At 58.0% G+C, this 12,315-nt stretch carries 11 protein-coding genes and 1 pseudogene; 4 read left to right on the forward strand and 8 right to left on the reverse strand.

Annotated features, from left to right (window positions below):
- Positions 1 to 15: 15 nt before the first annotated feature.
- On the forward strand, positions 16 to 1,023 hold the full coding sequence (locus EV281_RS23725; protein ID WP_132656703.1) for a DNA topoisomerase IB: 1,008 nt from the start codon (positions 16 to 18) through the stop codon (positions 1,021 to 1,023).
- A gap of 141 nt (positions 1,024 to 1,164) precedes the next feature.
- Here EV281_RS23725 and EV281_RS23730 read toward each other — a convergent pair whose 3' ends face one another.
- The 7 genes and pseudogenes from EV281_RS23730 to EV281_RS23755 all read right to left on the reverse strand — a co-directional run bounded on the left by EV281_RS23730 (position 1,165) and on the right by EV281_RS23755 (position 7,220).
- On the reverse strand, positions 1,165 to 1,899 hold the full coding sequence (locus tag EV281_RS23730; RefSeq protein WP_132656704.1) for a glutathione S-transferase: 735 nt from the start codon (positions 1,897 to 1,899) through the stop codon (positions 1,165 to 1,167).
- 16 nt (positions 1,900 to 1,915) lie between these two features.
- Positions 1,916 to 2,206 carry a DUF3175 domain-containing protein gene (locus tag EV281_RS23735; protein ID WP_132656705.1) on the reverse strand — a complete coding sequence of 97 codons (291 nt, stop codon included), beginning with the start codon at positions 2,204 to 2,206 and terminating at the stop codon, positions 1,916 to 1,918.
- 65 nt (positions 2,207 to 2,271) lie between these two features.
- Positions 2,272 to 2,586, reverse strand: a complete 315-nt coding sequence (locus tag EV281_RS23740; RefSeq protein WP_132656706.1) for a plasmid stabilization protein — start codon at positions 2,584 to 2,586, stop codon at positions 2,272 to 2,274.
- Between the two features lie 173 nt (positions 2,587 to 2,759).
- Positions 2,760 to 5,476: pseudogene (locus EV281_RS23745) on the reverse strand (response regulator).
- Positions 5,477 to 5,631: 155 nt separating this feature from the next.
- A complete protein-coding gene (locus tag EV281_RS31260) occupies positions 5,632 to 5,805 on the reverse strand; it encodes a hypothetical protein (protein WP_165911946.1) in 174 nt (57 codons plus the stop codon).
- Between the two features lie 313 nt (positions 5,806 to 6,118).
- Positions 6,119 to 6,436 (reverse strand): DUF2934 domain-containing protein, encoded by a 318-nt coding sequence (locus EV281_RS23750; RefSeq protein ID WP_132656707.1) that lies wholly within the window; start codon positions 6,434 to 6,436, stop codon positions 6,119 to 6,121.
- Positions 6,437 to 6,578: 142 nt separating this feature from the next.
- Positions 6,579 to 7,220: a UdgX family uracil-DNA binding protein gene (locus EV281_RS23755; RefSeq protein ID WP_132656708.1), complete on the reverse strand. Its 642-nt coding sequence runs from the start codon at positions 7,218 to 7,220 to the stop codon at positions 6,579 to 6,581.
- A gap of 118 nt (positions 7,221 to 7,338) precedes the next feature.
- On the opposite strand from EV281_RS23755, the gene treZ reads away from it, so the two are divergent.
- Positions 7,339 to 9,165 (forward strand): malto-oligosyltrehalose trehalohydrolase, encoded by a 1,827-nt coding sequence (gene treZ, locus EV281_RS23760; protein ID WP_132656709.1) that lies wholly within the window; start codon positions 7,339 to 7,341, stop codon positions 9,163 to 9,165.
- 48 nt (positions 9,166 to 9,213) lie between these two features.
- On the opposite strand, the gene EV281_RS23765 is transcribed toward treZ, so the two are convergent.
- Complete coding sequence (locus EV281_RS23765) at positions 9,214 to 10,032, reverse strand: DUF1206 domain-containing protein (protein ID WP_132656710.1); 819 nt, start codon at positions 10,030 to 10,032, stop codon at positions 9,214 to 9,216.
- Positions 10,033 to 10,298: 266 nt separating this feature from the next.
- Between EV281_RS23765 and EV281_RS23770 the strand changes: the two genes are divergently transcribed.
- Both EV281_RS23770 and EV281_RS23775 read left to right on the forward strand, forming a co-directional pair.
- Entirely contained in the window at positions 10,299 to 10,592 is a 294-nt protein-coding gene (locus EV281_RS23770; protein WP_132656711.1) for a hypothetical protein, read from the forward strand.
- A gap of 177 nt (positions 10,593 to 10,769) precedes the next feature.
- A complete protein-coding gene (locus EV281_RS23775; protein ID WP_132656712.1) occupies positions 10,770 to 12,233 on the forward strand; it encodes a phosphatidylserine/phosphatidylglycerophosphate/cardiolipin synthase family protein in 1,464 nt (487 codons plus the stop codon).
- Positions 12,234 to 12,315 lie beyond the last annotated feature (82 nt).

Consider the following 12,315-nt stretch of genomic DNA (forward strand, 5'->3'; position numbering starts at 1 on the left):
GGTCGATAGTCCGCAATGAATGCCGACGTCACCGAGCTTGGTCTGATCTATGTCAGCGATACCGAACCGGGTATCCGCAGACGACGAAAGGGCAAGGGCTTCAGCTATACATTGCCAGACGGGAAAACACTGGCCGACGAAATGCAACGGGCACGCATCCGTGCGCTCGGCCTGCCGCCGGCCTACGAAAATGTGTGGATCTGCATCTACGAAAACGGTCATCTTCAGGCGACCGGCTTTGATGCCCGCGGCCGCAAACAATACCGCTATCACAAGGACTGGCAGGCCTTTCGCAGCGCCGGAAAGTTTTACCAGCTTATCGAATTCGGCAACGCCTTGCCGAAGATCCGCCGCACGGTCCTGCGCCATCTCGATACTGGTGCTGAGGATATCAACGGTGTACTTGCGGCGCTGACGATACTTCTCGACGAGGCGCATTTGCGCGTCGGCAATCAGGCCTATGTGAAGGAAAACGACACCTATGGTGCAACGACGCTGCTGAAGCGCCATCTGAAGATCGTCGACGGCCGCATCGAGCTGAAATTTCGCGCCAAAGGCGGCAAGCGCGTACAGCGCAGCCTCAAGCATCCGCGTCTGCAAAAGATACTGGAAGAAATCGCCGACCTGCCGGGCAGGCAGCTCTTCGTCTGGAAGGACGAGACCGGAACATTGAAGCCGATCGATTCTGGTCGATTGAATGCCTATCTTGCAGAAATCTCCGGCATTGCCATTTCAGCCAAGACCTTCCGCACGTGGGCGGGTTCGCTTGCCGCTTTCGGCGCAGCACGCGGTGCCATCTCAGAGGGGCGACGGCCGACTGTCAAAGAGATGTCAGAAGCTGCGGCCGAGGTCCTGCACAATACGCCGGCGATCGCGCGCTCCAGTTATATCCACCCGGCAATCATTGCACTTTCGGCCAAAGATGAGACGCTGCAGGAGGCCGGTATCGAACCCCTGCGCGGGCTTCGGGCGGATGAGAACCGCATGCTGGATTTCCTGATGCACCACATCATTCCCGAGTAAAAAGAACCCGCGACCGGGGACTGCGAGTTTCGGGTTCAAGAAGACAGGCGGCAGGGCTTCCCGATCTCTTCGATATTTCCGATTTGAGATCGCGGCAAACCGGATGGAGCCGCCCATCGCTCCCGAAAATGGAGATGCCGCTCACGACATATCGATGTCGAGTTCCGGATAGTGGCGGAAAATCCCGTCGGTATTGAAGGGTAGGCGGCGGTCCGACCTTAGATAGCTGGCTATATTGGGGCGCTGCGCGACGCTGTCATGCAGGGCGGCAAGCAGCGGATACTTGTTGCGGTAATTGCTCATCGCCTTCGGAAATGCATAAAGCAGTCCTTCGACGATCTGGAAAAGCGACAGATCCACGTAAGTCAGCGTATCGCCGGTTATATGTTTGGAACCATCCGGATTCTGCCGTAGCACGCGCTCAAAATAGCCGAGGAATTTCGGGATACGCTCCTTGATGAAATCGGCCGAGCGCGCTTTGGCCTCTTCCTTCTGGTCCTCGTAGTAGAGCGAGGTGGCGATGGGGTGATGCGTGTCATGGACCTCGGCCACGAAATCGGTGATCGTCAGCTGCAACCCATTGATGACATAGCGCAGCCTTTCGTCGCCGGGCGCCAGTCCCAGTTTCGGACCGAGGTAGAGAAGAATGTTGGCGACATGCGGGATAATAAGATCGCCATCCCTAAGGAAAGGCGGGGCAAAAGGGATATGTGCTTCGCTGTCGCTTTGCAGGATCGCGAACATCGCGCCGGTGCCACGCCCGTGGCCCGACTGGCGGGTGATGTCAATATAATCAGCGCCCGCTTCCTCAAGCGCCAGCCGCACGAATTCGCCACGGCCCTGAATGCCGTCCCAGTAGTAAAGTTCGTAAGTCATTTGCCCTCGTAATTGCTTAGTGTCTGGCTTCGCGGCCGAAATCCTTGCGGAGTTCTTCCTTCGCCTTTTCAAGTGTGTTCTTCTGCTTCTTCGTCAACTGCTTACCGGCGCGGTTGATGTAGAAATTCAGCATCGACATGGCCGAGCGGAACGGGCTGGATTTACGCCGAGGGCTGCTTTCGGCTGAATGCTTGAGTGAATCTGCAATCTTCTTCGGATCGTCGGATGTGAAGACCCCCTTCTCAAGATCTAAGGCGTCGCTGTTATCGGTCACATCCTGTGACCATTTCGTCTTTCCTTTCGCCATGGTGACTGTCCTTAACAGCAGCGGCGCTAGGCCGCTTGCTGGATTATTGGTGTTTGACGACGCCGTCAGTGATGGGCGTGGTGTTCGTTGCGCTTGCGGGTCGCGGCTGCCTTTTTTGCGGACGCGGAACGTTCTTCCTTCGACCGGGATGCCGAAGCATGACCGCCAATGCGGCCGCCTTTTTTGGAGGATTCGTGCGTATCCTTCTTGCCGCGACCAGAGCCTGATTTGTTGCCGCCGCCACTTTCCTTGTTGACGGTTGCCCATGCCCGGCGTTCGGCCTCCTCTTGGGATACGCCGCGGTCCTCATAGCCTTCCTCGATATGCTCGGCCTTCCTCTTCTGCTTGTCAGTATAAGCGGATTTGTCACCTCTCGGCATGGCTGCCTCCTCTGGTTCGAATGAGGTCCAACCGCTGGCCATCCAAAAAGTTCCGGGGCCGTCCTGACTGCCGCGGCCTGCCAACCGAACTGGTTGTCCGCGACGACAACGGTACGAATGGCGACGATCTATTTGGAAATATCGAGAACTCGAGGCGCCTGAGGCTATCAGGACTAAACGATGGGGCGCTGGCGTGCGGCGGTCTTTACTGCGTGGTCGAGTGCGGCCGTGGAAAACGGCTTCGGCAGCAGCACGGAGCCGGAAAAACGGTTCGCGTCTGGCAGGTTGCTGTTGCCGGTCGCAAAGACGAGACCGACCGAAGGGACGGCTTCGCGCGCCAGAGCCGCAAAGGCCGGGCCGGACATGCCCGGCAGCCCGACATCGGCAACGATGATGTCTATATCGGTCGTGCGCAAGAATTCGACGCCCTGTTCACCGCTGTCGGCGCGATCACGTCATATCCGAGATCCTGCAGGATTTCGGCAGTATCCATGCGGATGAGAACATCATCCTCGACCAGTAGAAGCTTCAGGTTGGCCTTAGCGACATCGCGCAGCCGTCCGCTGCCTGGCAGAGCCACCGGATTGGTCTGGTGTCGTTCAGCCCGATTGATGAGGACGTGGCGGACCTTTCGCGCCAGGGCCTCCCGTGTATAGGGCTTGGAGAGGAGCTCCAGGCCGGGGTCAAGCCGGCCGTCATGGACGATCGAATTTTCGGTATAGCCTGACGTATAAAGCACGGCAATATTGGGCAGGCGCTCGCGGGCCATGCGCGCGAGTTCCGGGCTCTTCAGTGGACCGGGCATGACGACGTCCGTAAAGAGCAGATCGATATGCGCGCCGCTCTCGATAACGGTCAATGCGCTCTGCGCATCCTTGGCCTTTAGTACGTAATAGCCGAGATCAGTCAGCATCTCGACCACGGTTGCGCGCACACCTTCATCATCTTCGGCGACCAGAATCGTCTCGGCGCCGCCGGTTGCGGGAACGTTGTCGCCGTTGGCGATTCGGTCCTCGCTCTGGAAGCAACGGGGAAGATAAAGCTTGACAGTCGTGCCTTCGCCGACCTCGCTGTAGATCTTCACATGGCTGCCAGACTGTTTGACGAAACCGTAGACCATGGACAGGCCGAGGCCTGTACCCTTGCCCTCCGGCTTGGTGGAGAAGAACGGCTCGAAAGCCTGCTCGATGACTTCAGGTGTCATGCCGGAGCCTGTATCGGTGACGGCAAGGACGACATATTGGCCGGCAGCGACTTCCGGATGAATGCGGCTATAGGAATCGTCGAGAAAGGCATTGCCCACTTCGATCGTCAGTTTGCCTGCGCCATCCATTGCATCGCGTGAATTGATTGCAAGGTTCAACAATGCGTTCTCAATTTGGATCGGGTCGGCAAAACTGTTCCAGAGGCCGCCGGAAACCACGGTCTCCACCTCGATTTCTTCGCCGAGCGAGCGGCGCAGCATGTCGTCCATGGCCGAGACAAGGCGGCCGATATTGATCACCTTCGGCTCCAGCGGCTGGCGGCGGCCGAAGGCGAGGAGCTGGCTGGCGAGCCGCGATCCGCGCTCGACGGCGGACAGCGCGTTGGAAATGCGCTCCTTGGCCCGGCCACTATTCGCCACGTCCTTGCCAAGGAGCTGCAGATTGCCGGATATGACCTGCAGCAGATTGTTGAAGTCATGCGCCACGCCGCCGGTCAATTTGCCGATCGATTCCATCTTTTGCGCCTGCTGCAAGGCTGCTTCTGCCTGCTGGCGTTCGAGGATTTCGGCCGCGACGCGAACCTCGAGCGTTTCGTTCAGCTTGCGGAGCTGGTCTTCGGCCTCGCGACGCTGGGCGATTTCCACCTCGGCGGCGCGGATGAGCCGGGCATTATCGATCGCAACGGCAGACTGGCCCGCCAGGCTGACGAGGCTCGCCTCCACCGCATCCGAAAAACGGGCTGGCTGGCTATGACCGAAGAACAGTCCGCCAATGACGCTGCCGTCGCGTGACTTGACCGGCACGGCGAGATAGCTGCGGACAGGAAGGTGGCCTTTCGGCATGCCGGAATGCGGCGCATTCTGTCCATAGCGCGGATCGAGCAGAATATCGTCCGAGCGTATCACCCCTTCGCCGTTGAAGGTCGGCGCGAAGACCTTGGTGTTGCGCGGCATGGGGAACCGGTCGAAATGTCTGCGATCGACGCCCGACAGCGCATAGAGCATGTAGCTGCCACCTTCGCCATCATCGACATTGTAGAAGAAGGCGCCGAATTCGGCGCCTGCCAACGCAACGCCGGCATCGACGGCGATCTGCGTCAGGCGGTCGACATTGAGTTCCGCGGTGATCGCCGCTCCTGCGCGGTTGACGACGGCAAGTGTGGCTGATTTTTCCCGTGACTCATCCAGCGCGGCTCGCTCGCGCCGCTTGGCAAGCACCTGATCCGTCACCTCCATGGTGGCGCAAAGAATGCCGGCGACTTTGCCGTGATCGTCCCGCAGCGGCGTGTAGGAGAAGGTGAACCAAGCGTCTTCCGTCCGGCCTTCGCGCTGCATCGGAACGAGAAGTTCCTTGTAGAGTTGTGATTGGCCGTCGAGCGTCGCCTGCACGATCGGCTGGAACTGAGGCCAGATATCGGACCAGACCTGCTGAAAGGGTTTTCCGAGAGCAGCAGGGTGCCGGTCCGGGAAGATTGCCACATAGGCGTCGTTGTAGATGAAGGCAAGCTCAGGACCCCAGGCGACGAATTTCGGCTGGCGGGAATTGACGACCATTTCGGCGATATGCCGCAGTGAACTTGGCCATGCTTCGACTGGCCCGATGCCGGCTGCATTCAGGCCGTTTCGGCGCAGCAAATTTCCGATTTCGCTATTGCCTTCCGGCCAGCGGCCCCCAACCCGTGCCATCAAAAATCGCTTTCATTCCTGTAGGCATCATCATCGCCGGATCTGCCGGTCCATGGCGACAAAATAGAGGCGTGCGGCACGAGGGAAAGGGTGAACTTCAAATATCCTTAACCGGGCAAGATGTCCGATTACTCGCAAAAAGGTTATTTATATTGTCATTCCTGGTCCAGCTTCTGCGAGGCGATAAAAGTGCGGCTCAAAGCAAAGGAACGAAGCTGGATCGGTTTATGCGGATCACGAAAAAATACGCCGACCATATTATCGACGAAAAGGATAAGCCCCAGCGCAAAGACGATGTAGAGCAAAGCGGCGATCAGAAGCAGCGACATCTCCATGCCTCACACCAGTACTGCCAAAGCCCGGCCGGCAGCCGCAGGAGCTGGGGTGTTCATGGCGCAGGCAAAATGGCTGTTCATGGTAACTTCCCCTGTTTGCCCACAAACAGTCAGAAGATGTCCTTGTTCCCCGTTTCGAGGGGTGGACGCAACTTTTTTATAAAGCTGTCCAGACAGACGGTTCATTCGGTTTGTGGTCCCCCCGCTTCAGAGAATTTATAGCGCGCAACTAATTCAAACTTATGACACAAAGGGTTAAGGGGTGCCGCTTAAGCACCCTTTTTCATTAAATTTTGAATGCTTCTCGTCAGGAAGCCGACTTGCGAGCGACCGTGCGTTTCGGCGCCGGTTTGACAATGCCGCCGGCCTTGGTGCTCGTCGCTGTCCGCTTGGCCTTCGCCTTGGCTTCGCCACCGTTGGTGGACTCTGCTGTCTTGGCGGCGGCCGCCCGTTTCGCCCGAGGCTTCACTTCCTTCCCGTTTGCAGACTTCGAGGCCCCCTTGAGCGCATCATGCTCGGCCCTTGCCTGTTCCCAATGGATGGAGTCTCGCCCTGTCGGGTGCCCTTCTTCTTCCCAAAGGGCATATGCACGTTTTTTTATCCACTCTTCCCGAGCTTCTGCCATCGCTGATCTCCAGTCACAACATGCCGTCGTTCGAACGCGATACTGGGGAAAAAGTTCCAGACTCCGGAGCCGCTTTCAAGCCTATTCGTCACCCGCGTCGGGAATATTTTTGCGCTGCAATATTTATAGGCAACAGCCAGTGCTAGTTGCCTTGATATTGCGCAGCCTTATGCAAGTCCTCGACGAAAATCGCGCGCTGCCTATCGGCGTCGTCAGATTCGCGAATCCGCAGCAGGAAGGAAGGGTGAATGGTGACGAGAACCGGGGGATGATTTGCCGGCGTCAGGATATGCCCACGCTCGGGCGTCAGTTTCACTTTCGCACCGAGAAGAGAATAAAGTGCTGTCGCTCCTAGCGCGATGACCAGCTTGGGCTGCACGATCTCGATCTCCGCTCCAAGCCACCAGGAGCACCGCTGGATTTCCCCGGCATTGGGTTTCGAATGCAGGCGGCGCTTGCCGCGCGGCTCGAACTTGAAGTGCTTGACGGCATTGGTGACGTAGCAGCGTGAACGATCAAGCCCTGCTTCCTCCAGACAGAGATCGAGCAAACGACCTGCCGGTCCGACGAAGGGGCGTCCCGCGATGTCCTCCTTGTCGCCCGGTTGTTCACCGACAAGCATGATCTCGGCCTTTTGCGATCCCTCGCCAAAGACCAGCTGCGTGGCGTTCTTGTAGAGTTCGCAGCGCGTGCAGCCCTCCGCTTGGTGTCTAAGCTGATCGAGGTTGGTGGCGTCAGCGCTTTCAAGCGTGAAGGCAGGTCCAAATTTCGATGCGACGTTCATGGCGGCAATTCCTTGGCTTTCACCCTCAACCGATTGCGCCGGGCATTGTTCCTGTCTGTTCGGAACAACCAACAGCTTCAGGAATTTGATGCTGATTGGAAGTTACGCGGGGTGAGGGATGAACCAGATTTCAAAGACCGACATCATCATGGAAAGCGCCGGAACCTGGGGCGTAATGCTACTCGCAGACGGGAGCGCGCGTTTTCGTCTTTGGGCGCCTGGCGAAGATGCAATTGCGCTGCGGCATCGCGGCCGCGATGTTCCCATGGAGAATATCGGTGGCGGCTGGTTCGAGCTAATCGCGGCGGAAGCGTCCGCGGGCGATCAGTACATGTTCGTTCTGCCGGATGGAAAGGCCGTACCTGATCCGGCTGCGCGAGCGCAGGCCGGTAACGTGCATGGCCCCTCGCTGATCGTTGATCCCACCTATCATTGGCAGAATTTCCAGTGGCATGGTCGCCCCTGGGAAGAGGCGGTCATCAGCGAAATCCATATCGGTACTTTTACGCCCGAGGGTACGTTCCGGGCTGCGGCGGACAAGCTGAAGCATCTTGCAGAAATCGGCATCACGGCTATCGAAGTCATGCCTGTCGCGCAGTTTGCTGGCGATCGAGGCTGGGGTTATGATGGTGTACTGCACTACGCGCCGCATCCCGCTTATGGCGCGCCGGCCGATTTCAAGGCCTTTATCGATACCGCGCACGGTCTCGGTATCATGGTACTACTCGACGTGGTCTACAATCATTTCGGACCCGAGGGTAATTATCTCCACAGCTATGCGCCTAGCTTCTTCCGCAAAGACCGCGAAACGCCCTGGGGCGCAGCAATCGACTTCGAGCGGGAGCCGGTGCGGCGCTTTTTCATCGAGAATGCAATCTACTGGATCGGCGAGTTCCGGCTGGACGGGCTCAGGCTCGATGCCGTGGAGCAGATCCATGACACCTCTGAAAAGCATGTGCTTTTAGCCGTTGCCGACGAAGTAAACGCCGCCTTCGCCGATAGGAGAGTGCATCTCATCGTCGAAGATCAGCGCAATCTCGTGGAGTTGCTGGCCCGTGACGAGAACGGCGCTCCCAAAAACTACGAGGCGGAATGGAACGATGATTTCCACCATGTCGCGCACATCATCGCGACCGGGGAAACCATTGGCCATTACGAGCCTTTCTCCGATCAGCTTTGGCATAAGCTTCGGCTGGCGCTTCAGCACGGTTTCATCTATCCAGATCGCACCGATCCGCCGGAACTGCCTGTCGGCGAGCGTCGCTATCTGCCGCCCACTGCCTTTGTCGATTTCCTCCAGAACCACGACCAGATCGGCAACCGGGCCTTCGGCGAGCGGCTGGTGAGCCTTTCCGATCCCGATATGCTGGACGCGCTGACGGCGATACTCCTGCTCTCGCCGCACGTCCCCTTTCTCTTCATGGGGGAGGAGTATGGGGAGCGGCGTCCCTTCCATTTCTTCACCGATTATGGGGGTGAGCTCGCAAAAATCGTGCGCGAGGGGCGCATGGCGGAAGCTGAAGGATTCGGCGGATTGAAGGCCGGCAGAGCCGTGGCCGATCTGCCCGATCCGAATGCCCTTTCGACCTTCGAGAATTCGAAACTCGATTGGCAATGGCGGGAGAGCGAAGAGGGTCGGAAAAGCCTGGCTTTTGTCGCCGAGCTCCTGAAGCTGCGCAGAACCTATATCGTGCCGCTGCTGCGGCAGAGCTGGGTCATTGCGAGCGGAGCGTTAGAAGCACCTGAAGGAGGTGTTGCCGTATGGTGGAAATTTTCGAACCTGACGTTGGGGTTGCGCGCCAATCTGGCAGAACAGCCGCTGGACCTGCCGTCGGTTCCCGGGACGGTAATCTACGAGCACTACAGCAGAGGAGCAAGGCCTTCAGAGAATCGAGAGCTGCCCCCGCATTCCGTCATTTTCGCCATCGATATCGAAGCCGAATGAGGCGTACTGTCCAAGGCCGTAAGGGACTGAATTCCCAAACAGCTGCCGTTAGATAGTACGCGTCGGCAGCACGCGTTTGACATCATCCAGAGACGGTTTCCGTACCACGCGATAACGCGCTTCGACAAGGTTATAGAAGCCGAATGCGGCAAGACCGACGGCGACTGCGATATAGAGGATCGAGCCGAAGGGCAGTTGCCTCAGCCACTGCAGCGCGTCGGCGATGCTGCCGGCCTGATCCGGATCCACGCGAAAGCCCGCATAGGCAAAGAGAATGCCAGTAACCGCAAAGACAAGCCCACGCGCAACAAGGCCATAGATGCAGATCGAAGCGAGAAGGCCCCCGTCAGGAATGCGCAAATATCGTTCAAATTTCTTCGTCAATCCTTTGGCAGCAGTAATCCCGCCACCAATGATAAAACCGACGCCGACCGCGATCGCCAGGTAAGATCCTGATGGCTTCGACATGATCCATGCCGCAAGCCCTTTTTCGCCCGGCTCGTCACTGCCGCCGGCAAAAAGCAAGGCGTGCCCAAGCGCGTAAGCCGCGAGCCCAAGGTAGATCACTGCACTTCCGAATAGAGCGATCCTGATCATGATAGCCTTTCCGCCGGAGCCATGTCCGTCGCTGTCTGCGAGCGATTGAGCAAGCCTCCAGGCGACGAACCCCAGAAGCCCGAGGCCGATGAGGCCAACCCAAATGCGGCCGAATGGTTGCTCCAGCAAGGTTGAAAGTGCCGATTTTGTCTCCGGTCGGCCGCCTGCTACGCCTGAGAAGAGAGCAAGCCCGGCGACGAGGAGGAAGACGATGCCGCGGGCCACATAGCCACTCTTGGCAAGCAAATCGAAACGAAACTCTCGTGGCATCCTGTCCCCGCGCGTGCTTCTGACCGATAAGTAACGCGTCGAAACACGAAAAGTTTGTGCCGGCTATCGAATTTGAAAGGACTTCCGTTGGCTCGACGCCCTGCATGAGGCTCTATGCTGCTTTGACGAATTAGCAGAACTCGGTGGTTGTGCTCGTTGCTCGAGAACTCATATAAGGATTCGAACATATTCCCTCATATTCTGTCCTAATGCCGCGCCGAACAGCGTAGCGCTGTTCTATTGTGCGCGTGAAAGAGAGGTATTACGTGCAGGCTTTATCTAGAGCACTCGCAGACATGACGCTGCAGGAACGTGCGAGCATGGCGGATGTCGTCGTAGAAGCCCTTGAAGCTTTCGGGCAAGAAGCAGAAGAAGATGGTGACACGCGTTTTGCCCGAGACTCGAAAGCGATAGCCTGTACGATCCGCGGCTGTGGACGCGATCTTTCCAAATGCGAGCTTCAGACGGCGGAGCTTCTGCTGGAGCTCGGAATCCAGTTCATGTATTCCTATACCTGTCGGGAAAAGCGTTCCGACAGCGAACGCCTCGTCGTCCAATAGCACCATCGGTACGAGCGCAGACGAAGTGATGTATAAAAAGCTGCTGTTTCCCAAAGGCTATGGAAAGTCGCGGTTCGCGGATATTTTTTGAGTCACGCCGCTCGACTGGTGCGTTGATACCGCTAATTAGGGTTTTCGTGCAACTGATACCGGCCACACTCACAATTTCTGGACACGATGTTCCAACTCTTGTCGACCTACTGGCCGCATATCCTCTTCGTCATCTCGATTGCCATGGGGGCAGCGGCGGCGATCCACGCTGCCATGACCAAGGAAGAGGTGCGGGCGGCGATCGGCTGGGTCGGTGTCATCATTCTCTCGCCCATCGTCGGCGCGCTGCTTTACATGATTGCCGGCATCAACCGCATCCGCCGCAAGTCGCTGAGCCTTCGCCGTGACGCATTGCTGCCGGCTGCCGATCTGCACGAACTCGAAAAATTCGATGCGGAGTCGGATGCCGTCATCAGCCAGTTCGGCCGACGCTTTGCTGCTTTGCAGACGCTTGGTGATCGCATCACGCGCTACCCGCTGACGACCGGCAACACCGTCGACATGTTGGAAAATGGTGACGAGGCCTATGCAGCGATGAAGACGGCCATCGAGACCGCCGAACGCAGCATCCTGCTCGAAACCTATATATTCGACCGCGACAGGGTAGGGCTTCGCATCGCCGATGTACTGATTGCAGCCGTCAAACGCGGCGTTGAGGTGCGCGTGTTGATCGATGCGGTCGGCGCGCGCTATTCGGTGCCGAGTATTCTCGGTCATTTACAAGAGGGCGGGGTGACGGTTGATGTCTTCAATGGCAACGTCATCATGGGCTTGAGGCTGCCTTATGCAAACCTGCGCACACACCGCAAGATCCTGATCGTGGATGGAAAGATCGCATTGACGGGCGGTATGAATATCCGCGAGGGCTTCAGCGAGGAAACGGTCGGCGAGAGTTTTGCCCATGACACGCACTTTAGCGTCAGCGGTCCGGCAGTAGCCGATCTCTTTGACGTTGCTGCTGAAGACTGGCGTTTTACGACAGGCGAAGTCCTGAACGGCGAGGCTTGGCGCATCGACCGACCGGAGCGCAAGCGCGGCGATCCGGTCTTCATGCGCGTCGTTGCTTCCGGACCGGACCGGAGCGTTGAGACGAACCATAAGATGTTGATGGGCGCCTTCTCTGTAGCGCGCCAGTCGATCCGGATCATGTCGCCTTACTTTCTGCCGGATCGGGAGCTGATTAGCGCGCTGACGACGGCGGCCCGGCGTGGCGTGGCAGTTGATATCGTCGTGCCCGCCGCCAACAACCTCGTACTGGTTGACCGGGCGATGACGGCGCAATTCGATCAGATCGTCAAGAACTACTGCCGCATCTGGCGCTCGACTGGTAGCTTCAGCCATTCCAAGCTGCTCTCCATCGACGGAACCTGGGCTTATATCGGCTCCTCGAATCTCGATCCGCGATCGCTGCGGCTGAATTTCGAGGTCGATCTCGAAGTGCTGAATGCCGGCTTTGCTGCCGAAATCGATGAGCGCATCGACGCTGCTATCAAGTCCGCGACGCCGGTTACGCTCGAGGGGCTGCGGTCGCGGCCCTTCCTGGTACGGCTTCTCGAAAAGGTGTTGTGGCTGGGCTCGCCCTATCTTTGACCGAGTTTTGCCGACTGCAGCATGGCAAGTTTTGTCGTGCTGCCTATAATCGTGAAGAAGAGCTTTTCGAGCAATGGAGCCA

It is taken from the genome of Rhizobium sp. BK418 (assembly GCF_004341105.1).
Taxonomy (GTDB): domain Bacteria; phylum Pseudomonadota; class Alphaproteobacteria; order Rhizobiales; family Rhizobiaceae; genus Rhizobium.

Coding starts and splice junctions, on each gene's coding strand:
- EV281_RS23725 (WP_132656703.1), top strand. CDS start 16: ATGAATGCCGACGTCACCGAGCTTGGTCTGATCTATGTCAGCGATACC.
- EV281_RS23730 (WP_132656704.1), bottom strand. CDS start 1,899: ATGACTTACGAACTTTACTACTGGGACGGCATTCAGGGCCGTGGCGAA.
- EV281_RS23735 (WP_132656705.1), bottom strand. CDS start 2,206: ATGGCGAAAGGAAAGACGAAATGGTCACAGGATGTGACCGATAACAGC.
- EV281_RS23740 (WP_132656706.1), bottom strand. CDS start 2,586: ATGCCGAGAGGTGACAAATCCGCTTATACTGACAAGCAGAAGAGGAAG.
- EV281_RS31260 (WP_165911946.1), bottom strand. CDS start 5,805: ATGTCGCTGCTTCTGATCGCCGCTTTGCTCTACATCGTCTTTGCGCTG.
- EV281_RS23750 (WP_132656707.1), bottom strand. CDS start 6,436: ATGGCAGAAGCTCGGGAAGAGTGGATAAAAAAACGTGCATATGCCCTT.
- EV281_RS23755 (WP_132656708.1), bottom strand. CDS start 7,220: ATGAACGTCGCATCGAAATTTGGACCTGCCTTCACGCTTGAAAGCGCT.
- treZ (WP_132656709.1), top strand. CDS start 7,339: ATGAACCAGATTTCAAAGACCGACATCATCATGGAAAGCGCCGGAACC.
- EV281_RS23765 (WP_132656710.1), bottom strand. CDS start 10,032: ATGCCACGAGAGTTTCGTTTCGATTTGCTTGCCAAGAGTGGCTATGTG.
- EV281_RS23775 (WP_132656712.1), top strand. CDS start 10,770: ATGTTCCAACTCTTGTCGACCTACTGGCCGCATATCCTCTTCGTCATC.